This window comes from Neptuniibacter marinus (assembly GCF_965223595.1).
Classification (GTDB): Bacteria; Pseudomonadota; Gammaproteobacteria; order Pseudomonadales; family Balneatricaceae; genus Neptuniibacter; species Neptuniibacter marinus.
Window position 1 is genome coordinate 3230576 of the sequence record NZ_OZ245004.1, and the last position, 26104, is coordinate 3256679.

Sequence of the window (26104 nt, forward strand, 5' to 3'; positions counted from 1 at the left end):
TTATCTTCAATTAGCCAAGCGTAATAAGTTAGTCATACGCTTGGCTGGGTCATTAAACTGCGCGAATATGAAGCACCATGCCTTCTGAGGCATAAACCTCTATCAAGGTTCCGGCTTTTAGCTCACCTTCTGCTTCTACTTTCCATAGGGTATCGCCAATCTGAATTTTACCTTGGCCATTGTCAATATCCGCCTGCAGGGTCAGCTTTCTACCAATCAACTGGGCTGCGCGGTTATTAATATTAACCGCTTCATCTGTCGTATTTTGACTACGGAAAAACTTCCAGAAAACAATAGAAGCAAGTACAGAAAATAGAGCAAATAGCAGAAATTGGATCTGCCAATCATGTACCAAATCTATAGCTAACAAAGCTCCAACAATAAACGCAGAAATTGCCAAACCGATTAAAAAGCCTGCTGCCCCTAAGGCTTCACCGGCCAGTAGCAACAGACCAAGAATAATCCAGTGCCAATATGACAACGTTTCTAGTTGCTCAATCATTTAAGATCCTGCTTTAGTATTTTTAAGTAACTCACTAATGCCAGCTATAGAGCCAATCATGCTACTTGCTTCCAATGGCATCATAACCACTTTAGAGTTTTCGCTTGCACCTATACCTTGCAATGCCTCAGTATATTTTTGTGCAACAAAATAATTCAACGCTTGCGGGTTACCTTGAGAGATCGCTTCTGATACTACTTTTGTAGCTCTCGCTTCGGCCATAGCCAAACGTTCACGGGATTCCGCCTCACGGAAAGCGGCCTCTTTTTCACCTTCGGCTCTTAAAATAGCCGCACGCTTTTCACCTTCGGCTACCTGAACTGCTGCTTCGCGCTCACCTTCAGCCGTTAAAATAGCAGCACGCTTTTCACGCTCCGCTTTCATCTGGTTGGCCATCGCATCAACCAGATCACTAGGAGGGGAAATATCACGAATTTCTACACGGGTAACTTTTACACCCCAAGGATCGGTAACTTCATCAACTTTATTCAGAAGGTGGCTATTAATGTTATCTCGGTTAGATAGCATTTCATCCAACTCCATTGAGCCTAGCACCGCACGAATATTTGTCATGACCAAATTCTGCATAGCGCGGTATAGATCATTTACTTCGTAACTGGCTTTAGATGCATCATGCACCTGATAAAAACAAACAGCATCTGTTGTAACCTGAGCATTATCTGCACTGATAACTTCTTGCGGAGGAACATCTAATACCTGCTCCATCATGTTTTGCTTAGTGCCTATACGATCCACAAAAGGAATAATCAAATTCAGCCCTGGCGTTAGGGTTTTGGTAAAACGACCAAACCGTTCTATCGTCCAGTTGTGGCCCTGTGGGACCATCTTGACCCCCGAAAAAATTACAATCAAAGCCAGTACAACGACTACGCCTGCTGTCATTTCAAATCCAAACATTACAACCTCCATTTGTGGAACACTAAACGCCTGTACGCAGATCCAACCACTCTACCTTTTAGAGTAATTGGCAACTATGACATGTACAGCATCGATTCCCTTATTTTTCATTATTACCTGAATAATGAACTAGAGCCGTCTATGGTAATACTGATCAAGAATAACTGATAGGGAGCCTATAAAAAAATAGCTCTAAAGATGCAGGATGAGATGAGAAAGGGTTACAGAATTGAATGGAATAGAGGAGAAAGGAAGTAGATATCATCTACTTCCTTTCTAAAAATAATCAGTTAAGCGCTAATTATTTTGCTTTTTTAAGCAGTTTCTTAAGCCCTTTAAGCTTACCTTCGTGCTTAGCAATTTTAGCTTTACGTGCTTTGATCTCTTTTTTAACTGTTTTTGCTTTTACTTTAGCCATTATATAAATCTCCATTGGAATAATTAAATATAAGCACAGCAATCATCCAGGTGATAATTATCACTCTTCTTTTTGCGCATGCTCTTCTAGAAAACCACGTATAAAACGACGTATCTCACGTGCAGCGCTTGTATCTAATTCATCACACAGCGAAACAAACTCATCTCGTTGCTCACCATTAATACGAATTACTAATTGGCTGTTTTTTTTCTTCGCTTTCGTCTTCTTTTTTTCAGTCATACTGTGCGACCTCAAATATCTTCTGACAGGAAGAATACAGCAAATACAACGCATGCCCAACGCACATCGAATGTATATACATATTTATATAGATTTTAACCTTCAGGATCAAATGATTATGAAAAACTTCATGAAAATGAAACATATAAAAGCAACGCACTTTTTATATATAGATCGATCTAAAGGTGCTTCTAATCCGCTTTAATTTCTAGGCGGCATTTGTCTAAGAGCTTGTGGTAAAATCGCGCTCATTTAAGATCCGGAGTCGGTAAAAAGAGATGGACATACTTAGCAGCGCCTTTGGAGAGTTCCAACTATCACGCTTTCCTCGCCGTAGAAAAGAGCAACTTAGAGCTTGGGATGCAGCGGATGAATATATTCTTCAGCATCTTAGCGAAAATGAAGCAATCAATGAGCATTCAAAGGTGCTCATCGTTAATGATCAGTTTGGCGCGCTGGCTGTATCGCTCAATCAATTCCATCCAGAATCCATAAGCGACTCTTGGTTAGCCCATGCAGGCACTAAGGAAAACCAAACGGACAACCAAATCAGCCAAGAAGATATAACCCTTCATACGAGCCTTAACTATCCCAAACAGATATTTGACATAGTGCTTATCAAAGTACCAAAAAGCTTAGCTATGTTGGAAGATCAGCTCATCCGGTTAAAACCGCTTTTAACACGAGAAAGCACTATTATTGCGGGAGCGATGACTAAAGCAATTCATACATCAACATTAAAATTGTTCGAGAAAATAATCGGCCCGACTAAGACATCTTTAGCTAAAAAGAAAGCTCGTTTAATCTTTCCTACTATAGATGAGTCACTTAATATCACCGATTCGCCATACCCTTCAACTTACAAACTTGAAGGAACTCAGTATCAAATTAGCAATCACGCTGCCGTATTCTCTAGAGATAGCTTGGATATAGGGACTCGCTTTTTCCTACAGTACCTACCTGCCACCGATAAATATGAAACGATTGTTGATTTAGGCTGCGGAAACGGTGTCGTCGGATTAGTTGCTGCGGAGAAAAACCCTAAAGCGGTGATCAACTTTGTTGATGAATCATTTATGGCTGTAGATTCAGCTAAAATAAATTTTATCCATGCATTCGGGCCTGAACGCACAGCGATATTCACACCGACTGATTGTTTACAGGGTTTAGCTAAGAATAGTTTTGATTTAGTACTCAACAACCCCCCGTTTCATCAGCAGAATGTTGTCGGTGATTTTATAGCACAGCAGATGTTCCATGAATCTTACGCCGTACTCAAAAAAGGTGGGGAGCTCTGGGTTATTGGCAATCGCCATCTTGGTTACCATATTCCACTTAAGAAAATCTTTGGTAACTGTACAACCGTAGCCAGTAATAAAAAATTTATAATTTTAAGAGCCACTAAATAAAATATAACAATATGGGGTCGATAGTGCATCTACCGACCCATTGATTATCAGCTACTTAAGGTCAGCGGCATAGGGATGAACTCCCCAACTTCATCGGGTTGCTGATCAAGCACAGCTTCCCATCCCTCTTCCCCCGGTTTCATCTCGTCCGGTAAACCCCATAGTTCACCACACCAATAAGCGGCAATCCAACGCTTACCATAACGGACTTTATAAAAGCCTCTTTCTCTACTGTCATTCACCATCATCTCCTTTTTGCTCAAAATGCGAAAACCTCTCATTTATCACGCAAGAAGCAGTTTGAAGAACCTCTTGCTTGTAAAGGACTTATTATTTCAAAAATGTACAAGTGCTGACCTCTCATTACATGGGGCCATTTCACTTATACAAATCAGGGATAAGTGTACACAATACGCTTAAGCTATAAACAGCATTTAGTCTAAGGTTTAATAAGTATGCAGAGATATACAAACTCAATAGGCATATGACAAAAACAAAAAAAGACCACCAAAGTGATCTTCTTTTGCTGTAGTAAGAGAACTCTCTATCGAACCGAGGAAGGTGACAACAACCTCAATAGTATCCGCTTACTTCTTTTTATCTTCGTTCATCAATCCGCGAACTTTAAAAAAGCCCCAAGTCATAGCGGCGCTCATTACACCAATCATCAACAAGCTAGGAACCAACACTTCCATACTATATACATCAACCATCACGATATCCCCACGATTTGTTCGTAATTTTTTACTGCTCTGGTAAAGGAGATTACCCCTTTACACATTAGCAAATATTGATGCAGCTCAAGAAAGCCCCTCCCGTTTAATACTGGCTTAGCCTTTTATTGATCTAGTTCAATTTATTGGGCCTTTTACCCCAAGCGCCAGGCAGTTCTTTCTGACCTACCGATCCCAGATAATGCTGCAAATCAACAGCGACTCTTCTCACACGCCCAACCTTCGAAAGCTACTCCATAAGATAACCAGCGGTTGAACAACAAAACAAAACAAATCAATAAACAATCAAAAATTAATTACAACAAACATAAATAAATTTTAATCATTTAAAACAACAATTTGATTAAAATATTTCAAGATGACAAATAAAAAATATCCTTTAATTTCAATTAGTTACAAACAACAAATACACCCCTTTTAAAACCTAGAAATAATTTATTTTATCCTTATTTTTCAATTAGTTAGACAACAAAAAATCAACTAAAAATTTGGCTATACTCAAAACTTAATTTATAATTATCATTATTAATTTAAGATAAGTTAAATAAGGAATATGAATATGCAAGAGAAAGAAATAAGACTTCTTTTTAAGGCAGGTGTATTTGATTCTTGCCAAGCAATACCGATCTCTATGGCACGAGGCTGGACACTAAAATTTGTCACTAAACATGAAGAGGTTTTTACCCTTGAACTACAACGCTCAAAAAAGGAACGTGAATTTAAAAGCTTAGATGGCGCAGCCGCCGTTGCTAAGAAGATAGGGTTTGAGTGGTTAAAAGTTCAAATAGGAGATTTAGAATGGCAGGAAAAAGTAAAATAAAGACATAAAAAAGCCGTTTATTCAACGGCTTAGCTAGGAGTAAGAATCGATAGCAAAGCAATACTATCGATCTAATGCATCCTTAATTTTCTGATCAGTTTTATACTGGCTTAGTGCATACACTGACCAAATAGCGGCAGGAATCCAACCGACAACCGTGATCTGTAAAATCAAACAGATAATGCCGGCAATTGGACGACCAATAGTAAAAAACTGTAACCAAGGTATAAGCAAAGCTAATATTAAACGCATGATAATTTCCAAATATTCACGGTAGCTTGAAGGTAATCGCTACTGCGTACGGCTTTATTTAAACGGTTTTATAACTTTAAAAAGTTTATAGTTCAATACGTCCAGCAGACAACTCATCTTCTGTTGCATCTCTGATGTCCATAATTTCCACATCAAAATTGAGTTCAAGACCGGCAAAAGGATGATTCGCATCAACCGTCACCTCCTCTTCATCAATTTTGGTAATTGAGACAAGCTGAAGATCACCCTGCTCATCCTCCATCTGACAAACCATGCCTTCAGCTAATTCGGTGAACCCCTCGAAAGACGCACGTTCAACCAATGAGACTTTGTCTTCATCACGCAGCCCATAGCCTTGCTCAGGTGACACCTTAATCTTGAATTTATCACCGACACTGTGACCCAACATGGCCTGCTCTAAACCCGGCACAATGTTTTTATGTCCATGCAGATAAGGTAAAGGGTCGCCCCCACGGGAGCCATCTAATACTTCGCCATCAGCATTAACTAAGGCATAATGAAACTTAACAACTTTATTATTTGCAATCTTCATACACTCTCCGACTTAAAGCTTAAGCTGCTGAGCCATCCAGCAACCTAAGGCTTCGATCTCTTCCATCATGACTTCATGCCCCATAGGGTAAGTAGTCCATAACGCGTTATAATTCATATCCTTCAATGCAGTCAGCGCTTGCTCGCCAAGCGCAAGCTGAACAACTTCATCTCGCTCACCATGGGCAACCCAAATAGGAATTTGATAATTACTCGATTGGCGCTGTAGTTTAATTTCCTCAGCGGTCGCCATATAAGTAGACAAAGCAACTAAGCCAGCCAAGGATTTGGGATATGTTAAAGCGGCATGATAGGCAACTGCACCACCTTGTGAGAAACCGGCTAACAGAATCTTATCCGCAGGAATGCCTTCAGCAATCTGCTCATCGATCAGGCGCTGTATCCTCTCGCTAGATGCAATCAATGTAGCCTTATCCACTTTACGGCCTACATTCATTTCTAAAATATCGTACCATGCCCGCATCGGTGCTCCGCCATTAACCGTTACAGGCATCACCTCTGCATGGGGAAATAAAAAACGTACCGCACTCGATTTAGGAAGCTTTAAATAAGGTATTATCGGTTCAAAATCGTAGCCATCGGCACCCAATCCATGCAACCAAATAATACAAGTACTAGGTGTAGATTCTGGTTCAACGCGAACTAAGGTCGCTTCAGTTTCGCTACTCATGGTTGCAACCTCTGTATCTGCCAACCGCTCTCGGTCAGATTAAATTGAAAACGATCATGTAGTCGACTTTCTCGACCTTGCCAAAACTCAAACCGCGTAGGTTTTAAAATATATCCTCCCCACTCTTCAGGATGAGGGATCTGTCCATCTTGGTGTTGTTGCTCTAAACGCTGCACAGCTAGCTCTAATTCTTCTCTACTGGCAATAGGGTGGCTTTGACAAGAAGCCGCTGCGCTTAAACGGCTTCCAAGAGGACGTTCCTCAAAGTATTTCTTTCCCTGAGAAAGCGATAGTTTTTCTACTCTGCCTTGAATTCGGACCTGCCGCTCTAGACCGTACCAGTAAAACATCAATTCCGCTTGAGGATTTTCCGCTAGATCAGCGCCCTTCTGGCTGCGATAGTCCGTGTACCAGGCAAACCCCTCTTCACCAAAATGTTTTAACAATACGATACGTGCCGAGGGCATGCCCGATGAATTAGCCGTCGCTAAGGTCATGGAAGTGGCATCATCAGGCGTGACCGAGAGTGCTGTATCCATCCACTCAGAAAACTGAACGAGAGGATCTATATTTAATCCTGCTTCACTGAGAGGGGCAGCTATATATTCTCGACGGGTAGTGGTGAGATCACCTTTCGCTTTCATAAATATGTCTCAAGTTAATGTCTATGTTCAGTAAAAAATAAAGCGAACTATATCATTAAGGACCGCAGCAAATAAGAGGATCAAAATAGCCACCAGCCCGTTTATCATTCCGAGTAGATAGGGCAAACTCACTCCTTACACCTTCATACAAAGGTTGTCTGCTCTGGCCAGCCAAACCTTTTATATTCAAACATACACGCATGTTTATATGTTCTTATTCCTTGTTAGCTTGTACCTTATTCAACATTACCTATATAGTTGCTATTGTCACCCGCTACGCATCATTAAGGGAATTTATGCGTTTTATTTTGGTTATTATTTCGTTATTTCTAATTACTGGCTGTTTAGATAAAAATGCAAAGCCGTTCGAGGTCAAAAACTTAGCTAAATCTGACATCGATATGGTTGCAGACGTTAATATCAAAGAATGGCATAAACTGACAAAAGAACTCACGATCAAACTCTACAAACGTAACCCAAAGGAGCTTAGGAAAGTTGAAGGCATGACCCTTAGCATGCGTTTAGAGCAGCTTTTCCCAACAGAACGACTTCCCAATGGGTTCGCTGAACTTAATTACTCTGATGGCATTACAGCGGTGCCTTTAGCCTTCTCGGATGAGTTTGAAGGTGATCGTGTCTTTGCGTTAATGGCAGGCATTACAGGCATGCTTCATGCCGCTTATGATGGGAAGAAAGAGATTTTTATCTTAGACGATCTAGACCAACAGAAGCTTTATAACTCAGCACGCAACCTCGAATCAATCGCTTGGCATCTGAACAATCGCAAAGACCCATCCGGACAACTCTATATATTAAGTAACGGTATCTCACCAGAAGGGATCAGCAATTACAGCTACGAGAGAATCCTTGGTAAACTTATAGGTATTCAAGATCTTATGGCGGATATTATTGCAGATAAAACAAGCCGAACGATTAACCGCGTTGTTCAAGGTGCGGCATCTATGACATTTTTACCTATTTAGCGAGCAGTAAGCATAGCGCTTTTTTACCAAGCGCTAGCCTATTATTTAGCTGAAAGGCTAAGTCTTCTACACCGATTCATGGAAAGCTTAGCTATTAGATTTTAACCCACAATGCTTGAGTGGGCTGTTAATCCTTATCTCTGAAATCTTATGATTTTTATTCAAAAATAAGGATATATCGGCACGATCTGGCATCTCTTCCAACATATGCCGAGTCAACCTCTCGTAGTGCTGAATAAAGCTCTTAATTTGCTCTTCATTCATAATCCGCAAATGCTCGGTTGGCTGTTGAGTGTCATAAATATATTTGACCCGCTCCGCTAGCTTTTTCTCTTGTAGTGAACGCCACTCAAAAACCGCATCCATGCTCGGTACTTTTAACATTATAAGTACCTCTATCATGGAGAAAAGATCTTGATAAACACCGGATAGTTGCGCATTAACATAATCACGCCATAAACCACTGGAGTCTTTATCCCTTTCAAGCTCATTAATCGGTTCTAATAAAGCATCCGCTTTTTGCGGATCCGCACCGACACACCACCCTTCAAAGACGATAATATCAGCAGGCCCAACCCACTCTTGCCAAACCGCTGCTTGGCAACGGTCATCTGTAGATTTATCAAAAACGGGAATCTTAGTGACGGTATGCTCATCACTATTTTTTAACGAATTAAGAATCTCTATTCCCAACTCAACATCATGAGTGCCTGGGACCCCTCTTGTACGCAATAAAGGGTGTACGGTTTCCGACAGCTCAACGCGCTCATCATAGGTTTTATAGAGATCATCTATAGAGAAACCAACAACTTTAAAATTAAAACCTTCAGTAAGAATCACTTCCAGTAAATTAAATAGGGTTGATTTTCCCGCCCCTTGCGCTCCGTTTATACCGATGACAAGCGGGCCTGTTTTCTGTCGTTTCCTACAAGCTAGCCATGCTCCTAGAGGAACATAAATCGCTTCAAACATATCGACTAGCCCAATATCCACTTTCAAGGACTCAAGCGTTGAGGCAAAAGCTTTTTCTACTGCATCTACTGCATCTTTACGCTCTTGGTCACTTAAACAAAGCTGATCTTGTGGCCAACGTGTTAATACGCTCATCTAAACTCCTTTATAGACCGCTCAAATATAGTAGGCAGTGCTTTAATTATGTCTATGCTGTTCACGCAACCACATTTTAACTTTTTCAATTTGTGGGCGCTCCATCAAAGAGGGAACGTGCCCTATCTCAGGTATAGTGAATAACTCCAGCTGATCATTCGCCTGCATAGCTCGTACCGTCTTTTCTGGCAACACATCTGATTCCTCACCCCAGATTAATAACTGAGGGATTTTAATAGCCGACCAGAAAGGCCAAAGGTCAACATCATCACTACAACTATGCTTAGCAGCTTCAGCAATCGCGGGATCATAGTGCAAGGCATATTCACCATTACCCTGTAACCGTGAGCCATACTTTGCTAAGTGACGCCACTGCTTGTCAGTTAGGTTGTTAAATGACAGATAGGTACTGCGCATATACTGCTCAACATCCGACAAGCTTTGAAAATGCTTATCGCCTAGGTATTCGGCAATACGCTGTAACGCAGTAGCTGGCACAAAAGCACCAATATCATTCAGCACTAAATGTTTAATCGGGGAATTAGGCAGGGCCGCTAAACAGATCCCGATAATCCCACCCATCGATGTTCCAATCCAGTCCACTGTATCTACATTTAAACGGGCTAGTAGGGTCGTCATATCACTTAAATACTGGGGAATATCATAAGTTTGACCTGAAGGTAGCCACTCGCTTGCTCCTCGCCCAACAATATCAGGGCAGATCACTCGATATTCGCGAGACAGCGCTAAAGCCAACTCATCAAAATCACGGCTATTTCGCGCCAATCCATGCACACACACAAGCACACGAGCATTATCACGACTACCCCATTCGTGATATACCATATTGTGAAATCCAGTAGCGTTTAAGCAGCGTACACTATCAGTATGCATACAAACTCCTTTTCATGGTCATAATTAATAGCACGTTAGCACAATATAAAGCGGCAACGTGAACAATCACAATATTCGGTGGTCATACTCACTATTCCATAAACATCGATATTAAGTACATAGTTTCAAAGATTGTAGATATACGAAACGATAAATGATCATTAATATAGGGTTCGGCTAATATTAGCCCGTTCACATAATAAACATGCTTACTGCCTGAATACGGAAATGACATGACCGAAGTGAAAGTAAAACAAAACACCCACTTAAAATGGATTCTACCTCTACTTATTATTGGGGCCGCCATTGCCGTGTTCGCTTTCCTGATGATGACCAAGCCCCAAGCACCCTCTCGCCCTACGACGGAAAAGATATGGAGCATAAGTACAGTGCCAGCAGCGTTTGGACTCCATCAACCCGTGCTCACACTTTATGGCAAAGTAGAATCTCCACGTGTCAGTAAAATAACCGCAGCAGTCACTGCATTTGTCAAAGACGTTTATACCGATGAAGGGCGCGCTATTAACCCAAATGAACCTCTGGTCCAACTTGACGATAGTGATACACAATTACTAGTTCAACAACGACAAGCCGATGTCGATAATACTATCGCTCAGATTGAAACCGAAAAAGTACGTCACAAGACCGATCTAAAATCTCTAAAAATCGAAAAGAACTTACAGCAGCTACGCCTCAAGACGGTTCAACGTTATGAAAATCTAATCAAACGCAAACTAACAAGCCAAGAACAACTGGATTCAGCCCGTCGTGATTATCAACAGCAAGCTTTATCTATTGCGCAACGGGAACAATCAATAGCTGACCATCCAAATCGTTTACGTCAATTAGAATCCCAGCTCATGCGTACAACGAGTCTTTTAGATGCAGCTAAACTTGATCTTTCGCGCACCAAAATCCACGCACCTTTTAGCGGCCGAGTAGCAAGTTTAAGTGTATCCCCAGGGGATCGCGTTCGTGCTGGGGATCCTATTGTTGAGCTTTACAGTTTAGATCGTTTAGAAGTCCGCGCACAAATTCCTAATCGTATTCTTCCTTTATTGAGAAACAAAAACTCATTACAAGAGATTGCAGCAACCGGTACGATCGACAATCGCACCATTGAGCTCAATTTAGAACGTATCGCCGCTGCAGTTAATAGTGGACGCGCAGGGGTTGACGTATTTTTTAGTATACAAAAACAGGATTATCAACCAGAACTGGGCCGCTCTTTGGCGATTAGTGTTACGCTCCCTGCAACCACTAAAGTCATTCCTGTTCCCCCTACCGCGCTCTATGGTTTAAATAAGGTATACAAGGTTGTGGATGATCGTTTAGTTTCGGTTCAAATTGAACGTATTGGGGATAGTACTGACGCCGATAACAACCCCATAGTCCTAATTACTAGCCCTGACCTTCAAGCTGGGGATTCTATAGTAACAACACAGCTACCCAATGCGATTACCGGTTTACGTGTTAAAGAGTTTACATCCCCTGAAACAAAGGGGCTAAAAGATGAGTAAGTACAATGGTTCGCTACAAAATATAACCGCCTCTTTTGCAACCCATAGAGTAGCTGCCAACTTATTTATGCTGCTAATGATATTGGCGGGAGTTTGGGGTATAAAGAAGCTTAATACTCAGTTCTTTCCTACCTTTGAGCTAGATGTAATAACAGTACAAGTCATCTGGAGTGGTGCCGCTGCTGAGGATATTGCCAGCTCTATTATTTTACCCATCGAAGAGGAACTTAAATCTCTTACTGGCATAGACACCCTCTATTCCACGGCTCAACAAAGCTCCGCATCTATTCGTATCGAGGTTGATGAAGACACCGACGTTGATTTTCTGTTAGATGAAGTCAAACAGAAAATAGATAGTGTGCGTAATGAATTACCTAGTGATATTGAGGAGCCTTTAGTTCAGCGTGTTATCCGCTACGAGCAAATTGCCAGCTTAATTCTTAGCAGTAAAAAAGGCACATTGGAGGAGTTACGAACCTTTGCGCACCGCTTTGAACAGGAGCTTTTAGCACTAGGTATTAACAAGATAGATTTTATCGGCCTACCTGACCAACAAATCAGCATCGAGTTTCCGGCAGCTCAATTACATGAGCTAGATATGACCATGGGGCAAGTCGCTGAGAGCATAAAATTAAGAAGTTTAGATCTGCCAGCAGGCACCGCAGCTAAAGGCGATGGTTCACGGCAAATACGCAGTTTAAATCAACAACGCGATGTAGAGGGTTTCCGGCAGCTTCCCATTATTACTGATAAAGACGGACGTTTAATCCGTCTAGGCGATATTGCGGAGATCTCATTAAAAGCCAAAGACAGTCAAGTACTACTACAATATCAAGGCGAACCTGCAGCGATGTTACAGCTTCGCCGCACAGAAACCCAAGACACCCTTAAATCTGCAAAAATTCTCAATAATTGGTTAGAAAAAACGCGACCGACCCTACCCGCTGACATACAAATGATCGCCTATGATGAACAATGGCAACCGGTCAAACAACGTATCAACCTCCTCTTAAAAAACGGTATTAGCGGTTTAATCTTAGTTATTTGCATCCTTTTCCTATTCCTCAATGCCCGCGTTGCCTTTTGGGTCACTATCGGTATTCCGGTTTCATTTATGGCTACCTTAGCGGTACTTTATGCCATTGGTGGGAGCATTAATATGATCAGCCTATTTGGGTTGATTATGGCGTTAGGTATTATCGTTGATGACGCTATTGTTGTGGGAGAGGACACCTTAACTCATGTCCAAATGGGAGAAAGTGGATTAAACGCCGCCATTGGTGGAGCACATCGCATGCTCGCCCCTGTAATAGCCTCATCATTGACCACTATAGCCGCCTTTTTACCTTTACTCATGATTGGTGGGACTATTGGGAACATCCTTATAGATATACCCACCGTAGTCATCTGCGTTATTTTAGCCTCATTAGTTGAATGCTTTCTCATTCTCCCAGGCCACCTTCACCACAGTATTAAGAACATAAAAGATTTACATCCATCTAAACTACGTGTTCGACTAGACAACGGTTTTAACCAATTTAAAGATGGGCCTTTTAGGAGACTCGTTACTAAAGCGGTAGAGTTCCGCTGGACCACCATAGCAACCGCACTAGGGATGTTTATTTTAGCCATAGCACTGATTCTTGGTGGTAAGGTCAAATTCACTTTTTTCCCTGCGGTTGAACGCGACACAATGACAGCCAACGTGCAATTCAGCGCAGGAACAGACTCAGCGACGGTGGATAAGTTTGTCCGCCATTTGGATATCACCTTGCAGGAAACAGATAAAGAGCTTGGCGGTGATAATATTAAAGTCGCCTTCCAACGTTTACGTAGTGCCTCCTTTTCGCGTACCTCCGCCTCCGGCAATAGTGGCGATGAATTCGGCTCACTGTTAGTGGAATTAGAGCCAGGGGACGACCGTGAAATGAGTACCACAGAATTTAACCGAGAGTGGCGCAAACGGATCACCGTACCAGCCGGCATTGAAAAGTTCACCATTGATGTGGCAACAAGTGGACCTCCTGGAAAACCTATCGAGGTAAAACTCGCAGGCAATGATATCCACGATATAAAGCAAGCCTCTTTGGATCTTCAGTCTCTGTTAAAAAGCTATGTAGGTTTAAGCAACATTGACGATGACCTGCCTTATGGAAAATCACAACTAATTTACGAACTAACCCCCGCCGGTAAAACCGCAGGGCTGACCTTAGATGCAGTAGGCCGCCAGCTACGTGCAGCATTTGATGGTTTAGAGGTGCAAAACTTCTATCAAGGCCAAGACGAAATAGAAGTACGCATTCAGCTACCGGAGGAGGAAAGAGATCGCCTTAGTATTATTGAACAACTCCCCGTTGTACTACCCGATGGGGGCACGACGCCACTGAGTAATGTTGTAAGCTTCCGCGCCAAACAAGGCTTAGATACCTTAACCCGTGTCGATGGCCAACTATCCATCAAAGTAACGGCGGATTTGGATGAAGCCATCGCCAATGCAGATGAGATCATCACCGATCTAAAATCGAGCAAACTTGATCAGATACTTGCTCAGTACGGTGTTTCAGCAAGCTTCGAAGGTAAAAATAAAAGCCAGCGAGAAACCTTAGATGATATGAAACTAGGTTTAATGCTCGCTTTAACATTAATTTTCATAATCTTAGCTTGGGTGTTCTCCTCTTACAGCTGGCCGATTTCTGTAATGCTTGCTATTCCTTTAGGCCTGACTGGCGCTATTCTTGGCCATGCTTTTATGGGGATGAGTATGACAATTCTGTCCCTATTTGGCTTTTTTGGCCTCTCCGGCATTGTAATCAACGACTCCATCGTATTAGTCACTTTCTATCAGGGCTTACGCAAAAAAGGAGTCGCCATCAAAGAAGCGTTGATTGAAGCAGCTTGTCAGCGTTTACGAGCCGTACTATTAACATCACTCACCACTATAGCAGGACTCACTCCCATATTATTTGAAACCTCGCTACAAGCGCAGTTTCTAATTCCTATGGCGGTATCCATTGTCTTCGGCTTAGCTTACGGTACGGCGCTGATCCTGTTATTTGTCCCTGCAACCCTAACCATTATTGAATCAACACGTGGCAGATTAAATATGAAAGATCACAACACACCGGTCACAGCAGACAAACCAGAGCTAGGAGGATAAATCTGGCTATATATCCATTAAGTTAACTGTTCAGAAATATACTGTTGAAGTAACGCTAAGGCTCTATCATCGATACTCAACAAGGACAATCCCAACTGTATACAGCCTTGGGATTGTCGATGCTGATAAACCACTCAACAATGACAGTGTAAAGGATACTGATTCAGGCCAAAATGCAGGTATAACTCCAAAGGAACTCCGTCAACCAGTGGCTGCAGTAACTCTACCGCCTTACCGCCTTACCGCCTTACCGCCTTACCGCCTTACCGCCTTACCGCCTTACCGCCTTACCGCCTTCAACGAACATACTACCAAACTAAGTTTTATCAACCTAACGCCAACACTCAATCCAGCAAACATCTACACCCCAGCAGGCAGGTACGTATCTATTCGAGGATAAGTTCCTCTATCTATATACATAACAATGCCTTTATAAAAATCGAAAAAATATACTGACCTAAGTTACAAATAAAACATCACCATTCAGTAACAAAACCAACCTATATTTATCTTCATATTGCAGCATAGTGTTTTTTATAAGTTGGACAAAAGGTCTTATAAATCAAAGTCAAAACCAGTACTCCCTATAAAGGGCAGAGACTAGAGAAACCTTTTCACAAAATAGCGCCCATACGCAGCGTTCAGTTAAACAACATATAACTTAGCCTATTCGCAGATTGGGGATAGTTAAGGTATAATTTAGCTCCTATTTTCTGCATTTCCATTTTCATCTATCGCCTTAAATATAGGAACTCAAGGATCAGTATGAATCGCGACCTTAGCCTGCTACAGCCTTATCCTTTCGAAAAACTCACTGCACTAAAGGCAGAAGTGACTCCACCGGCTGATTTAGATCATATTGCATTGTCTATTGGTGAGCCTAAGCACCCTTCACCACCGTTTGTGCAAGAGTGTTTAATTAAAAATATGGAAAAGCTGGCTAACTACCCCACCACCAAAGGGTTGCCTGAACTGCGCCAAGCTATTACCGATTGGTGCACCCGTCGTTTCAAGCTTACAGAAGGTAGTCTGAACGCAGAAGACAATGTATTACCCGTAAATGGAACCCGTGAAGCGATTTTTGCATTTACTCAATGCGCTGTAGACCGTTCACCTGAAGCATTAGTTTTATCACCTAACCCCTTTTACCAAATCTATGAAGGTTCAGCATACCTCGCGGGTGCGAAGCCTTATTATCTGAATTGCCTAGAAGAGAATGGCTTTATTCCAGATTACGATTCAATACCTGAAGACGTATGGCAGCGCTGCCAATTACTATTTATCTGTTCCCCAAGTAACCCAACGGGTGCAGTCACCGACTTAAAAACCCTGAAAAAACTGATCCAACTTTCAGACCAGTATGACTTTATTATTGCATCTGATGAGTGCTATTCAGAGATATATCTAAATGAAGAGCAAGCACCTGTAGGGCTTCTTCAGGCGTGCGCCGAGCTAGGTCGTGACGATTACAAAAATTGTGTAGTTATGCACAGCCTATCTAAACGCTCAAACTTACCAGGATTGAGATCTGGCTTTATTGCTGGAGATACAGCATTAATAACCCCTTTCCTCTCCTATCGTACTTATCATGGTTCATCTATGCCGATTCAACATCAACTAGCATCTATAGAAGCATGGTCCGATGAAGATCACGTTTTAGATAACCGAGATCAGTATCGACACAAATTCGACGCCGTTATAAAAATATTAGAGCCAGTAATGGATGTAAAAAAACCAGAAGCCAGCTTCTACTTATGGGCAAAAACACCGATTGCCGATGATAAATTTGCACAAGGCCTATTTGCATCACAAAACGTTACTGTACTACCTGGCAGCTATCTATCTAGAACAACTGACAACATAGTACCCGGCGCAGGCTATGTACGTATGGCCTTAGTTGCAACAATGGATGAATGCGTCGAAGCAGCACAACGTATTCGTAGCTATATTGAAGCACTATAAAAGGTAGGCAATTTATGATTACGATGTACGGCATACCTAACTGCGACACGATCAAAAAAGCGCGTAAATGGCTAGAAGCCAACCAGATAGAGTACCGCTTCCATGATTACCGAAAAGATGGTTTAGACGAAACCCAATTAAAAAATTGGGTATCAGAATTAGGTTGGGAAACTTTACTTAATAAGCGTGGCACTACATGGCGCCAACAACCTGAAGAGATAAAAAAAGCGATTGATGAAACATCAGCTATTAGCTTGATGCTTGAATACCCTGCCATGATAAAACGACCGTTAATTGATACAGGAAGCGTTCGTTTGGTAGGTTTTAAAGACACAGAATATTCCGCTCTGTTTGACATATAAGTCACAGGCATAACGAATAAATAATTTTAAGAATCGGAGATCAACATGGCTAATTTTGCATTCGGCTTAGGTGTAGGAACAAAATCCTCAGCGGGCGAGTTACTTGAAGTTTATTACAACGTACCCCTACTTAACGCTGATGATGCCATCGTAAACGCCGTTGCTGAGAAAGTAGGTTACCAAGGCGGCAATGCGGCAATAGAAATTAAAGAATCTCAACTTAAAGACCTTGAAGCGGCCTTTTTATCAGTAAATGCAGAAGCACAAGCGGAAGTTGTCGAGATTTTAGAAGGTACAAGCCAAGCATTAGTTTTATGTATTCTGGAAACTGATGAAGCACCTTCTTCAACCGCTGAAGCTTACCTAAAACTAACCCTACTTTCACACCGTTTAGTGCAACCACACGCTATTAATTTAACCGGTATTTTCGGTCTACTACCGAACGTTGCATGGACAAACGAAGGCGCGATCTCGTTAGATGACCTACCAAAGCGACAACTTGCTGCCCGCGCCCAAGGTCGTATTTTAAGTGTTACTTCTGTAGATAAATTCCCTAAAATGACAGATTACGTTGTACCAACAGGTATTCGTATTGGCGATGCTATCCGTGTTCGTTTAGGCGCTCACGTAGGTGAAGGCACAACGGTCATGCATGAAGGTTTCGTGAACTTCAATGCAGGTACACTAGGCGTCAGCATGATTGAAGGCCGTATCTCTGCGGGTGTTGTAGTAGGCAACGGTTCCGATCTTGGCGGCGGCTGTTCTACTATGGGTACACTTTCTGGCGGTAACAATGTTGTTATCTCTGTAGGTGAAAACTGCCTACTAGGCGCAAATGCTGGCCTAGGCTTACCTATGGGCGATCGCTGTACCTTAGAAGCAGGCCTTTATGTCACAGCAGGCTCTAAAGTCACTATCCTTGATGACCAAAATAACGAAGTCAGCACAGTGAAAGCTGCTGAACTAGCAGGTAAGCCTGATCTATTGTTCCGTCGTAACTCTAAAAATGGCCGCATTGAAGTTAAAACCAACAAATCTGCCATCGAGTTGAACGAAGAGCTGCATAAGCACAACTAACAAACCCGGTCATTCAATCACTGATTGTATAAACAATCTAAACTGATAGGTGACAGCGGTTAAGCGGTAATATTTAGAAGTGCGCCATAGGCGCACTTCTTATTACTAGCACTAAATTTTAAAAGGCTACACGGATCACAATTATGACCCAGAAACTTTCAGCAACAATCGAACTTGCCAAAGACCTCATTAACCGCCGCTCAGTAACACCGGAGGATGCAGGCTGCCAAGATATGATGATTGAGCGATTAGAAGCGCTAGGGTTTAAAATTGAACGTCTACCTTTTGAAGATGTGAAAAATTTCTGGGCACGACGCGGCGATTCCGGCCCAGTATTCTGTTTTGCTGGCCACACTGATGTTGTACCTTCAGGTCCAGAAGAACGTTGGGAGTTTCCGCCATTCGAAGCAACTATAGAACAAGGTATGCTTTGTGGCCGAGGCGCTGCCGACATGAAAGGCAGTATCGCTGCTTTTATGACTGCACTTGAACGCTTTATTGAACATCACCCTGATCATCAAGGCTCTATCGCATTACTGATTACCAGTGATGAAGAAGGTCCTTGGATTAACGGTACTACTCGCGTTATTGACCATTTAGAAGCGCGTAATGAAAAAATAAAATGGTGCATCGTTGGCGAACCATCCAGCACCACTCATGTCGGCGATACAATTAAAAATGGCCGTCGCGGCTCTTTAGGCGCTACCCTGAAAATTCGTGGCGTACAAGGCCATGTAGCCTATCCCCATTTAGTTAAAAACCCTATTCACATGGCTGCCCCTGCACTCGCAGCACTGGCCTCTGAAGTATGGGATGAGGGGAATGACTTTTTCCCACCAACTAGTTTCCAAATCTCAAACATTAATGGCGGTACAGGTGTTACTAATGTTGTACCTGGGCATGTCGACATTATGTTTAACTTCCGCTTTTCCACGGAAGTTACCGCCGATGAACTAAAAACACGTGTTGGTGACATCCTTGATAGCCACAATTTAGAATGGGATATAGATTGGGTGCTTTCCGGCAATCCTTTCTTAACCGCCGAAGGGGACTTAGTAGAAGCCTGCCAACAGGCCATTTCAGCCGTTACAGGCACTAAAACAGAGCTATCTACATCAGGTGGTACCTCTGACGGCCGCTTTATCGCCCCTACAGGCGCTCAAGTGGTTGAATTAGGCCCGATTAACGCAACCATTCATAAAGTTGATGAACGGGTTAGCTGTAAAGACTTAGACACACTGTCTGATCTCTATGAAAACATTATGGCTCATCTGTTAACTCAATCTTAAAGGTCCCGCTCAGATGCCACTCACTTGCCCTGTTTGCAAATCACTGCTCATTTTGCAGGATAAAAGCCTTCGCTGTGAAAACAACCACAGCTTTGACGCAGCTAAACAGGGCTACTGGAATCTCCTTTTAGCCCATAAAAAACGCTCAAAAGATCCAGGAGACAATCCTGAGATGGTACAGGCACGTAGAACATTTCTTGAACTAGGGTTCTATGAGTCCTTATCCAATGAGATAAATAAGCTTGCCGTAGAAGCGTTAGCGAGTGTCGATCATCCTCAGATTCTTGATATGGGCTGCGGCGAAGGTTACTACACAACGCGGCTACAAGATGCACTACTTCAAGCACATAAAGCCCCTTCAATAACAGCACTCGATATTTCAAAGCATGCAGTGAAAGCCGCAAGTGGAAAAAGCAAAGCCATAACTTGGCTTGTAGCATCCGGCGCAGATATTCCTTTGCCTGCAGAGAGTTTAGATCTACAACTTGTGCTTTTTAGCCGCTTAATACCTGAAGCATTTGCTAAACCGATGAGGCCAGGCAGCACCTTAATACTCGCTTGGCCAGGGGAGCAGCACTTAATAGAGCTACGTCAACTGATCTACCAAGAGATCAAAACGAGCCATTTTGATCCCATCAGTACATTGAGTGAACAGTTCGATCTCAGCCACAAGCAACAAGTTACTTACCCTTTTCAATTAGAGTCCAACAAAGAAATTACAGCCCTATTAGCGATGACCCCTCATAGTCAACGCTTGCCCCCAGAAGCTAAAGATAAAATCTGTCAGCTAAATACTTTGCCGCTTACCTTAGATGTTAATCTAGGGGTCTTCACACGGCGATGAAAAAAAAGATTCAACATTGGCTCTATCAACGGGCAGATAACCCTAAACAAAATCTAATCCTACTTGGCATTGGTTTTGTTGTGTTCTTTTTAGGTATGTTAATTCTAGGAGCCGCAGAGTTCGTATTAAAAAGCTCCATATCGCAGGAGATTCTTGCACTCATTGGCTTGATCATCCTATCGGCTGGCATCATACTGGCAGCAATTGGCTACATAAGCCTTAGCGTTTTACGCATTATCCGTTTTATAAGCGATGACAAACATGACTAGTACACGACACCCTGATATCGAAATCTATATTAAAAACTGTTCGTTCGAAGCGATTCAGGAATGGCTAGCATCACAGGCAGAAAAAATAGATTATATTTCATCCAAAGGAACAACCCACCAGCTCAACTTGCGCTTCTCCGGTAACGATGTAGAGACAATGATTCATGAGCGCGCAGCAGGAAAAGCATGGACAAGCCTCTGGTTAAAGTCTGACAAAAGCCCTTGGGCAACAGATCTTGAATGCGCTCACGCAACGGCCACCGCACTAAACACACAAGTTCGATGCATCGTTTCAAGCTGGGAAGATGGTGATGATCCTGATGAATATTGGAAGATTGAGAACGGCGCAGAAGAAAAAATTCAGTGGCAAACATAAGGCTTGCCTATCCATTAATTAGCTGCATAAGATGAGCGGTACTTATAACTTATCCCACGCTAAGTTAGCTGGCTATTACCCTCACCATAAACCACCACTCGATTTCGCCCTCCTTCTTTTGCCGCATAAAGTGCCTCGTCAGCCCGTTTAAGTAGCCTATTTAATGTATCCTCATCGTTAGTATATAAATGCGATACACCAAGACTAACTGTGACGCTAATAAGCTCGCCATTATCATTAAAACTCAGCTCAGATACTTTATGCCGTAACCGCTCAGCCACCGCATAAGCTGCGTCTAGAGAGGTTTCAGGCAACAGCATGGCGAACTCCTCACCACCAATTCGACCAAAACTATCCACTTCTCGCAGTTCACGGGTACACACGTTTACAATGTCTAACAAAACAGCATCACCAAACGCATGGCCGCAACGATCATTGATCTGCTTAAAGTAATCCACGTCTAGCATAAGTAGGGTTAACGGTAACCTATAGCGCTTACTTCTTGCACACGCGCTTTCTGCCTGCGCCATAAAATACCGGCGATTATAAGCATTGGTCAGCGAATCCCTATTAGCAAGCTCTCGTAACTCCTCATTACTCTTTTCTAAGGCAGCCGACGCTTCTGCTAACTCATGCGTCCGGGTCTTCACTTGATTGATAACCAACATATTTTGCCGAGCCAGCGCACCAATAATGGAAAATAACGCTAACACTAACGCAGTCCCTCCAACATGGACCACCCAGCCCAATACCTTATTGATACCTCCCTGATAGTTCGCCTCAACGTCCCAATAAAAATCCCAGCGCGCATTACCCGAGCGCGTCTGATAATAAAACGTTTCAACAATATCGTCGGTATCCGGCGAACCAATCATCAGATGTTCAACCAACACCTCGCGATCACCTTCACCCACGGGAAGGCGTTCAACCATTCGCAGCCTTAAACCATTCGGTACATGCAGCACGCTTAAATCTGCAAAAAAATCACTTAAATTAACTAAAGAGAGAACAACACCGGGCTGATTATCATTGGCAGCACTAAACGCAAAGGCGATAAATAGTTTGCCGTAATCATCAATAAACATAGGACTTAAGACCACCTGCGAAGGACTCGCCAGCGCTTGGCGCAAAACCGGAGCAATAATCGGCTGCGCTCTAAGATCACCCTTTTTAGAAAGCACCCCATGAACATCCGTGCTATAGCGCACTTTACTTTCCATATTGGGAGAATTGCTATTCATCACCGAAACATAGGCCACACTGGTTAATGGGATTACTGATTCATTCTCAATCTCCTCCATCAACTCGACCCCTTTAAAAAACTCATCCTCTGTAATAGATTGAGAGCCATAAAAGAGGGCGGCTACTCCCCTCAACTCTGAATGAAAAAGCGACATCCAGTTAAGGCTAATATGGGTAATCTGCTGGGTTTCCAGCTCGGCTTTATCTAACCAAACTTTGGCGGCGTGATCCCCTAAAGCCCAGCCCCAGCCATTGATTCCAATCAACGAAATCAAAAACGCCAGAACAAACATTATAAGCTTTACAACTCGCCTCTGTATTAACACATCTAATGCCTTATTTCACAGATAAAAATTGAACATACATAGCCCTTAAACCCTGTCCAAATACCCGCCGATTCAGTCCTCTCCTTTCAAGCGAACCCCCACTGAATAAGTCGCACGGAAACCGCTAGGAGCCAATGACGTTAAACGCGCTAACGCGTTTATATTTTTTTGATCAACCACATAAATTTCGGGGCCCACATGGCGAATAAAGGTTTTTTTATCCAGTACTCGTACCAATTGATCGACTGCAATTCGCCCTTGAATAACCGCAGAATCAGTCGGCGCTCCAACAATCTGTCCTCGCTTAATCCCTCGGTAGACCTCAGGCGTAAAATAATAAGCAAGGATCTTAACTTGGTCACTTAACCCTCGGGCACGTAACACCTTAATGGCCGCAGACGCCGTGACAGCAGTACCCACGATATAATCAATATCAGGTTGCATATCTAACACCTCGTTTAGCAAGGCTGTCTGCACTAACTTTCCCGTATCCCCATAGCGTTTAGCAACGATATTAACATCGCTGCCCATCAACGCCTTCTGAAACCCCAAATCACCCGCTAACACCCAACCCGCACCCTCAGGTCCGGGGAACCAAGCCACCTTTGCAGGTGAATTTGATGTGGCATGAAGCTGAGCAAGATAAGTGCCAGCACTAAACCCCATTTCTTCAAAGGACACTAAGGAGCGGGCAGCCACACGTGAAGATGACATGCCATTAATCACATCAATAACCGGTATACCTTTATTATGAAGCTCCTCAACAAGATCATCTAACCCTTTATAAGAGATGGCACCAATAATAACGCCGTTACTTCCCTCCTCCACGCACTTACGGATCTGTTGCAATTGAGTCTGCAAATGATCATAGCCTCCCGCTTCATGCACCTCTAAGTTAATCCCTAAACGACGCGCTTCACTGACCACACCGAAGTTAACAGCCAGCCAATAGGAGTCTTTCATATGGGGGAAGGATGTACAGATACGCCACGTTTTTTGAGCGGCCTTTAATGGGCTGTAGAACGCAATACTCTTTTCTTTTTCACCATCAATAGAGTGCCCCTGAACTTCTACAGGAAAGGGGTACCAAGAAACACCTCCCTGAGCATACACCGTCACAACAGCGCACTTTAGAAGCAGGATAGAGATCAAGGTTGTTAAACTACATCTCATCATTATTCAAGAATCACCACAGCCCATAACTTACCTAAACGCACTCACAAAGTGCCGCTAAAATAGATAAAACCGGTGTCGTATTGCATACGTGGATAAAACGCATCGCGCCCTATTTATACACAGTCAGCGTTGATCTTTTAAAAATCCACAGTGTACAAGATAGCAGCTTTTTATCTGGAAGGTCGAAAAAGACAACGGGGAAACAGCCAGAACGCTGAGTTAAAAACACTCTAATTGAAACAGAGAGGAGTTATTTTAAGCCGCAGCTCGAATCTGCTGCTTAGAACGCTCAATTTCACCAATAAGTAACTGCCCTGTCGACATCAAACCGACTTTCGCATACTCATCAGACGCCTGAGCTTGCTGACGAGGCATATGACTATGACTATAGATGTAACTATTAACGTAAGCGAAATCCCCTACTAATCCCTCATGCACAGCAACATTTAACCTTTCAGTTACTTGCGCATTATATAATTCGTTTGGATCTGGGTAGGTACTTTGGACTTCAGGAAGCTTAAAGTCACCGGACCCTTCAGATATGGACTCCGATTTAATGAGCGCTTGATTAGAATGAATCAAACTCAGCAGCATGGAGAATTGCGCACCACTACCACTTTGAACCGCTTGGCTCAAAGTAGAGGTATAGCCCTCAATTCGATTGATAATCTGCTCTGTTCGCATACTACTCGCTAATAAGTAAAAATAAATACTGATTTCTAATCCCAATTTTATCGACCAAAGGCTAGAATTCTTTACTATAAAATCATAAAAAATAAGGATAATTTATGGGAAGGTGGCGTCCACCACAGCCTCGCAGCTCGAAATATATTACCGCTGAAGGCTACGCTCGCTTAAATGAGGAGCTGAAATATCTATGGAAAGTAAAACGGCCTGAAATCACGCAGTCGGTAAAAGAGGCTGCAGCCCAAGGTGATCGGTCAGAAAATGCTGAATATATCTATGGGAAAAAGCAGTTACGTGAAATTGACAGGCGAGTTCGCTACCTATCAAAACGTCTCGAAGACATGGTAGTGGTCGATCGTGCACCGGAGCCATCAAAGCAAGACACTGTATTCTTTGGTGCTTGGGTAACCCTTATCGATGAAGATGACAACGAAAGAACACACCGCATCGTAGGACCGGATGAGATTGGTATCGAAGCTGATTTTATCTCCATAGATTCACCATTGGCGCGTCTTATCTTAAAAAAGCAGCTAGGGGACGAAATTTGTCTCAAGAAACCCGATGGAAGTGAAGTCTATTACGAAATTGTAGGGATTAGATACACCCCCTAAAAGCCGGTTACGCATTTTTATTTTCATACATCCGCCGATCAGCCTCCCCAATCCAGTACTCTAATGTCTGCGCGCTATCATCCATTAATACCGAGCCAATACTTACACGGATATCGTCCTTAGTTATTCGGTCGACTACTCGTTCAGCAATTTGGGTTAGCTGCTCAAGATTACGTATCGCGACCAGCATCACAAACTCATCACCCGATAACCGAGCGGCGACATCACTCTCTCTTACCGTCTCTTCCAAAGCTTTACCTAAGCGCCTTAACGCTTGATCACCGGCTAAATGCCCGTTAGACATCATTAACCCTCTTAAGACCGTCCATATCCATATACAGAAGCCCCAGCGACAATTTCGAGCGTTTAGCCAAGGCAATATATTGCTGAGCTACGGAATAAAACCCCCTCCGGTTATAAAGTCCAGTCAGCTCATCAGTCATAGCAAGATTAGAAATCATTTGATACCGCGATAGGATTTTAAGATCAGCCTCAATTAAATCTCTTAACTCACTCACCAGATCAACATAATCTTTTTGATAATTAGTGGCATTAAAATCCATCACACAAATGGTGCCAAAAGGCTCGCCTGTCGGCCATTTAACAGGCAAGCCTAGGTAGGAACAAAATCCATCGTCACTCACTTCTGGATTAGTGTTCCAATAAGGGTCAGTTGACGCATCAGGAACGTAAAGCAACTCCTGCTGCTCGACAACTTTTTTACAGAAAAGATTAGTATCCTGAGGAACCGTCACGCCAGCATCATAAGGGTTCGATGCCTGACCACTTGAGATCACGACTTGGAACCCTTCTGGTGCATACTGAACAATAAAGCCTGCCGGCGCGTTAAAGACACGCGCCATAACATCAATTGTTTTTTGCCACTTAGCTAAAGGGACTGAACCTTCACTCTCATCTAACACCCACTGGTCAGGGGTAAGCATCGCCATTCCTTATAAATACAACTAGAACTACTACTGTGACACTCCAATTAGCAAATAGTTTGTATAGTTTAAAAAGATAGATAAACGCCCCATAGACA

The 26104-nt window shown here is 42.8% G+C and carries 30 protein-coding genes; 14 read left to right on the plus strand and 16 right to left on the minus strand.

Annotated features, from left to right (window positions below):
• Window positions 1-52: 52 nt before the first annotated feature.
• From ACOQOE_RS15230 to ACOQOE_RS15240, 3 genes are all read right to left on the minus strand, one after another.
• Complete coding sequence (locus ACOQOE_RS15230) at window positions 53-502, minus strand: NfeD family protein (RefSeq protein ID WP_067865831.1); 450 nt, start codon at window positions 500-502, stop codon at window positions 53-55.
• Entirely contained in the window at window positions 503-1420 is a 918-nt protein-coding gene (locus ACOQOE_RS15235; RefSeq protein WP_067865828.1) for an SPFH domain-containing protein, read from the minus strand. It lies immediately after the preceding gene.
• Between the two features lie 478 nt (window positions 1421-1898).
• Window positions 1899-2078, minus strand: coding sequence for a hypothetical protein (locus ACOQOE_RS15240; protein WP_067865825.1), 180 nt, complete (start codon window positions 2076-2078; stop codon window positions 1899-1901).
• Between the two features lie 278 nt (window positions 2079-2356).
• Between ACOQOE_RS15240 and ACOQOE_RS15245 the strand changes: the two genes are divergently transcribed.
• The gene (locus ACOQOE_RS15245) at window positions 2357-3487 is read left to right on the plus strand and encodes a methyltransferase (RefSeq protein ID WP_420554383.1); all 1131 of its coding nucleotides are present in this window, start codon (window positions 2357-2359) and stop codon (window positions 3485-3487) included.
• A 47-nt stretch (window positions 3488-3534) separates the two neighbouring features.
• Here the strand turns inward: ACOQOE_RS15245 and ACOQOE_RS15250 are convergent, their stop codons facing one another.
• Both ACOQOE_RS15250 and ACOQOE_RS15255 read right to left on the minus strand, forming a co-directional pair.
• Window positions 3535-3750: a hypothetical protein gene (locus ACOQOE_RS15250; protein WP_420554384.1), complete on the minus strand. Its 216-nt coding sequence runs from the start codon at window positions 3748-3750 to the stop codon at window positions 3535-3537.
• A gap of 324 nt (window positions 3751-4074) precedes the next feature.
• A complete protein-coding gene (locus ACOQOE_RS15255; protein ID WP_269454615.1) occupies window positions 4075-4200 on the minus strand; it encodes a hypothetical protein in 126 nt (41 codons plus the stop codon).
• 580 nt (window positions 4201-4780) lie between these two features.
• On the opposite strand from ACOQOE_RS15255, the gene ACOQOE_RS15260 reads away from it, so the two are divergent.
• On the plus strand, window positions 4781-5041 hold the full coding sequence (locus tag ACOQOE_RS15260; protein WP_067865815.1) for a hypothetical protein: 261 nt from the start codon (window positions 4781-4783) through the stop codon (window positions 5039-5041).
• A 63-nt stretch (window positions 5042-5104) separates the two neighbouring features.
• On the opposite strand, the gene ACOQOE_RS15265 is transcribed toward ACOQOE_RS15260, so the two are convergent.
• From ACOQOE_RS15265 to pdxH, 4 genes are all read right to left on the minus strand, one after another.
• A complete protein-coding gene (locus ACOQOE_RS15265) occupies window positions 5105-5293 on the minus strand; it encodes a YqaE/Pmp3 family membrane protein (RefSeq protein WP_067865811.1) in 189 nt (62 codons plus the stop codon).
• Window positions 5294-5378: 85 nt separating this feature from the next.
• Window positions 5379-5846 carry an FKBP-type peptidyl-prolyl cis-trans isomerase gene (locus ACOQOE_RS15270; RefSeq protein ID WP_067865808.1) on the minus strand — a complete coding sequence of 156 codons (468 nt, stop codon included), beginning with the start codon at window positions 5844-5846 and terminating at the stop codon, window positions 5379-5381.
• Window positions 5847-5858: 12 nt separating this feature from the next.
• Entirely contained in the window at window positions 5859-6536 is a 678-nt protein-coding gene (locus tag ACOQOE_RS15275) for an alpha/beta hydrolase (protein WP_067865805.1), read from the minus strand.
• Window positions 6533-7180, minus strand: coding sequence for a pyridoxamine 5'-phosphate oxidase (gene pdxH, locus ACOQOE_RS15280; protein WP_067865802.1), 648 nt, complete (start codon window positions 7178-7180; stop codon window positions 6533-6535). The genes ACOQOE_RS15275 and pdxH overlap by 4 nt, the downstream gene beginning before the upstream one ends.
• A gap of 296 nt (window positions 7181-7476) precedes the next feature.
• Between pdxH and ACOQOE_RS15285 the strand changes: the two genes are divergently transcribed.
• On the plus strand, window positions 7477-8163 hold the full coding sequence (locus ACOQOE_RS15285) for a hypothetical protein (RefSeq protein WP_420554385.1): 687 nt from the start codon (window positions 7477-7479) through the stop codon (window positions 8161-8163).
• A gap of 87 nt (window positions 8164-8250) precedes the next feature.
• Here ACOQOE_RS15285 and ACOQOE_RS15290 read toward each other — a convergent pair whose 3' ends face one another.
• Together ACOQOE_RS15290 and ACOQOE_RS15295 are read right to left on the minus strand one after the other, a co-directional pair.
• Complete coding sequence (locus ACOQOE_RS15290; RefSeq protein WP_420554386.1) at window positions 8251-9270, minus strand: hypothetical protein; 1020 nt, start codon at window positions 9268-9270, stop codon at window positions 8251-8253.
• Window positions 9271-9312: 42 nt separating this feature from the next.
• Window positions 9313-10164, minus strand: a complete 852-nt coding sequence (locus ACOQOE_RS15295; protein WP_420554387.1) for an alpha/beta fold hydrolase — start codon at window positions 10162-10164, stop codon at window positions 9313-9315.
• 233 nt (window positions 10165-10397) lie between these two features.
• On the opposite strand from ACOQOE_RS15295, the gene ACOQOE_RS15300 reads away from it, so the two are divergent.
• The 10 genes from ACOQOE_RS15300 (at window position 10398) to ACOQOE_RS15345 (ending at window position 21020) form a co-directional block, all read left to right on the plus strand.
• Window positions 10398-11684 (plus strand): efflux RND transporter periplasmic adaptor subunit, encoded by a 1287-nt coding sequence (locus ACOQOE_RS15300; protein ID WP_420554388.1) that lies wholly within the window; start codon window positions 10398-10400, stop codon window positions 11682-11684.
• A complete protein-coding gene (locus ACOQOE_RS15305; RefSeq protein ID WP_067865789.1) occupies window positions 11677-14841 on the plus strand; it encodes an efflux RND transporter permease subunit in 3165 nt (1054 codons plus the stop codon). The genes ACOQOE_RS15300 and ACOQOE_RS15305 overlap by 8 nt, the downstream gene beginning before the upstream one ends.
• Window positions 14842-15049: 208 nt before the next feature.
• Complete coding sequence (locus tag ACOQOE_RS15310; protein WP_420554389.1) at window positions 15050-15241, plus strand: hypothetical protein; 192 nt, start codon at window positions 15050-15052, stop codon at window positions 15239-15241.
• A gap of 365 nt (window positions 15242-15606) precedes the next feature.
• Window positions 15607-16803, plus strand: coding sequence for a succinyldiaminopimelate transaminase (dapC, locus tag ACOQOE_RS15315; RefSeq protein WP_067865786.1), 1197 nt, complete (start codon window positions 15607-15609; stop codon window positions 16801-16803).
• A 14-nt stretch (window positions 16804-16817) separates the two neighbouring features.
• Window positions 16818-17165, plus strand: a complete 348-nt coding sequence (locus ACOQOE_RS15320; RefSeq protein WP_067865783.1) for an ArsC family reductase — start codon at window positions 16818-16820, stop codon at window positions 17163-17165.
• 45 nt (window positions 17166-17210) lie between these two features.
• The gene (gene dapD, locus ACOQOE_RS15325; RefSeq protein WP_420554390.1) at window positions 17211-18242 is read left to right on the plus strand and encodes a 2,3,4,5-tetrahydropyridine-2,6-dicarboxylate N-succinyltransferase; all 1032 of its coding nucleotides are present in this window, start codon (window positions 17211-17213) and stop codon (window positions 18240-18242) included.
• Between the two features lie 143 nt (window positions 18243-18385).
• Window positions 18386-19531, plus strand: a complete 1146-nt coding sequence (dapE, locus tag ACOQOE_RS15330; RefSeq protein WP_067865777.1) for a succinyl-diaminopimelate desuccinylase — start codon at window positions 18386-18388, stop codon at window positions 19529-19531.
• Between the two features lie 13 nt (window positions 19532-19544).
• Window positions 19545-20375 (plus strand): putative RNA methyltransferase, encoded by an 831-nt coding sequence (locus ACOQOE_RS15335; RefSeq protein ID WP_420554391.1) that lies wholly within the window; start codon window positions 19545-19547, stop codon window positions 20373-20375.
• Window positions 20372-20644 (plus strand): hypothetical protein, encoded by a 273-nt coding sequence (locus ACOQOE_RS15340; protein ID WP_420554392.1) that lies wholly within the window; start codon window positions 20372-20374, stop codon window positions 20642-20644. The genes ACOQOE_RS15335 and ACOQOE_RS15340 overlap by 4 nt, the downstream gene beginning before the upstream one ends.
• Window positions 20637-21020 (plus strand): hypothetical protein, encoded by a 384-nt coding sequence (locus tag ACOQOE_RS15345; protein WP_075107929.1) that lies wholly within the window; start codon window positions 20637-20639, stop codon window positions 21018-21020. The genes ACOQOE_RS15340 and ACOQOE_RS15345 overlap by 8 nt, the downstream gene beginning before the upstream one ends.
• Window positions 21021-21079: 59 nt before the next feature.
• Here the strand turns inward: ACOQOE_RS15345 and ACOQOE_RS15350 are convergent, their stop codons facing one another.
• The 3 genes from ACOQOE_RS15350 to ACOQOE_RS15360 all read right to left on the minus strand — a co-directional run bounded on the left by ACOQOE_RS15350 (window position 21080) and on the right by ACOQOE_RS15360 (window position 24448).
• Window positions 21080-22528, minus strand: coding sequence for a GGDEF domain-containing protein (locus tag ACOQOE_RS15350; RefSeq protein WP_420554393.1), 1449 nt, complete (start codon window positions 22526-22528; stop codon window positions 21080-21082).
• 132 nt (window positions 22529-22660) lie between these two features.
• Entirely contained in the window at window positions 22661-23764 is a 1104-nt protein-coding gene (gene torT, locus ACOQOE_RS15355) for a TMAO reductase system periplasmic protein TorT (RefSeq protein WP_197468033.1), read from the minus strand.
• Between the two features lie 255 nt (window positions 23765-24019).
• Window positions 24020-24448, minus strand: a complete 429-nt coding sequence (locus ACOQOE_RS15360) for a hypothetical protein (RefSeq protein ID WP_420554394.1) — start codon at window positions 24446-24448, stop codon at window positions 24020-24022.
• 104 nt (window positions 24449-24552) lie between these two features.
• Here ACOQOE_RS15360 and greB point away from each other — a divergent pair, with 104 nt between their 5' ends.
• Entirely contained in the window at window positions 24553-25062 is a 510-nt protein-coding gene (greB, locus tag ACOQOE_RS15365) for a transcription elongation factor GreB (protein WP_420554395.1), read from the plus strand.
• Between the two features lie 7 nt (window positions 25063-25069).
• On the opposite strand, the gene ACOQOE_RS15370 is transcribed toward greB, so the two are convergent.
• Window positions 25070-25369: a GGDEF domain-containing protein gene (locus tag ACOQOE_RS15370; protein ID WP_420554396.1), complete on the minus strand. Its 300-nt coding sequence runs from the start codon at window positions 25367-25369 to the stop codon at window positions 25070-25072.
• Window positions 25359-26006, minus strand: coding sequence for a diguanylate cyclase (locus tag ACOQOE_RS15375; RefSeq protein ID WP_420554397.1), 648 nt, complete (start codon window positions 26004-26006; stop codon window positions 25359-25361). The genes ACOQOE_RS15370 and ACOQOE_RS15375 overlap by 11 nt, the downstream gene beginning before the upstream one ends.
• Window positions 26007-26104: the final 98 nt, after the last annotated feature.

Coding starts and splice junctions, on each gene's coding strand:
- ACOQOE_RS15230 (WP_067865831.1), bottom strand. CDS start 502: ATGATTGAGCAACTAGAAACGTTGTCATATTGGCACTGGATTATTCTT.
- ACOQOE_RS15235 (WP_067865828.1), bottom strand. CDS start 1,420: ATGTTTGGATTTGAAATGACAGCAGGCGTAGTCGTTGTACTGGCTTTG.
- ACOQOE_RS15240 (WP_067865825.1), bottom strand. CDS start 2,078: ATGACTGAAAAAAAGAAGACGAAAGCGAAGAAAAAAAACAGCCAATTA.
- ACOQOE_RS15245 (WP_420554383.1), top strand. CDS start 2,357: ATGGACATACTTAGCAGCGCCTTTGGAGAGTTCCAACTATCACGCTTT.
- ACOQOE_RS15255 (WP_269454615.1), bottom strand. CDS start 4,200: ATGGTTGATGTATATAGTATGGAAGTGTTGGTTCCTAGCTTGTTGATG.
- ACOQOE_RS15260 (WP_067865815.1), top strand. CDS start 4,781: ATGCAAGAGAAAGAAATAAGACTTCTTTTTAAGGCAGGTGTATTTGAT.
- ACOQOE_RS15265 (WP_067865811.1), bottom strand. CDS start 5,293: ATGCGTTTAATATTAGCTTTGCTTATACCTTGGTTACAGTTTTTTACT.
- ACOQOE_RS15270 (WP_067865808.1), bottom strand. CDS start 5,846: ATGAAGATTGCAAATAATAAAGTTGTTAAGTTTCATTATGCCTTAGTT.
- ACOQOE_RS15275 (WP_067865805.1), bottom strand. CDS start 6,536: ATGAGTAGCGAAACTGAAGCGACCTTAGTTCGCGTTGAACCAGAATCT.
- pdxH (WP_067865802.1), bottom strand. CDS start 7,180: ATGAAAGCGAAAGGTGATCTCACCACTACCCGTCGAGAATATATAGCT.
- ACOQOE_RS15285 (WP_420554385.1), top strand. CDS start 7,477: ATGCGTTTTATTTTGGTTATTATTTCGTTATTTCTAATTACTGGCTGT.
- ACOQOE_RS15290 (WP_420554386.1), bottom strand. CDS start 9,270: ATGAGCGTATTAACACGTTGGCCACAAGATCAGCTTTGTTTAAGTGAC.
- ACOQOE_RS15295 (WP_420554387.1), bottom strand. CDS start 10,164: ATGCATACTGATAGTGTACGCTGCTTAAACGCTACTGGATTTCACAAT.
- ACOQOE_RS15300 (WP_420554388.1), top strand. CDS start 10,398: ATGACCGAAGTGAAAGTAAAACAAAACACCCACTTAAAATGGATTCTA.
- ACOQOE_RS15305 (WP_067865789.1), top strand. CDS start 11,677: ATGAGTAAGTACAATGGTTCGCTACAAAATATAACCGCCTCTTTTGCA.
- dapC (WP_067865786.1), top strand. CDS start 15,607: ATGAATCGCGACCTTAGCCTGCTACAGCCTTATCCTTTCGAAAAACTC.
- ACOQOE_RS15320 (WP_067865783.1), top strand. CDS start 16,818: ATGATTACGATGTACGGCATACCTAACTGCGACACGATCAAAAAAGCG.
- dapD (WP_420554390.1), top strand. CDS start 17,211: ATGGCTAATTTTGCATTCGGCTTAGGTGTAGGAACAAAATCCTCAGCG.
- dapE (WP_067865777.1), top strand. CDS start 18,386: ATGACCCAGAAACTTTCAGCAACAATCGAACTTGCCAAAGACCTCATT.
- ACOQOE_RS15335 (WP_420554391.1), top strand. CDS start 19,545: ATGCCACTCACTTGCCCTGTTTGCAAATCACTGCTCATTTTGCAGGAT.
- ACOQOE_RS15340 (WP_420554392.1), top strand. CDS start 20,372: ATGAAAAAAAAGATTCAACATTGGCTCTATCAACGGGCAGATAACCCT.
- ACOQOE_RS15345 (WP_075107929.1), top strand. CDS start 20,637: ATGACTAGTACACGACACCCTGATATCGAAATCTATATTAAAAACTGT.
- torT (WP_197468033.1), bottom strand. CDS start 23,764: ATGATGAGATGTAGTTTAACAACCTTGATCTCTATCCTGCTTCTAAAG.
- ACOQOE_RS15360 (WP_420554394.1), bottom strand. CDS start 24,448: ATGCGAACAGAGCAGATTATCAATCGAATTGAGGGCTATACCTCTACT.
- greB (WP_420554395.1), top strand. CDS start 24,553: ATGGGAAGGTGGCGTCCACCACAGCCTCGCAGCTCGAAATATATTACC.
- ACOQOE_RS15370 (WP_420554396.1), bottom strand. CDS start 25,369: ATGATGTCTAACGGGCATTTAGCCGGTGATCAAGCGTTAAGGCGCTTA.
- ACOQOE_RS15375 (WP_420554397.1), bottom strand. CDS start 26,006: ATGCTTACCCCTGACCAGTGGGTGTTAGATGAGAGTGAAGGTTCAGTC.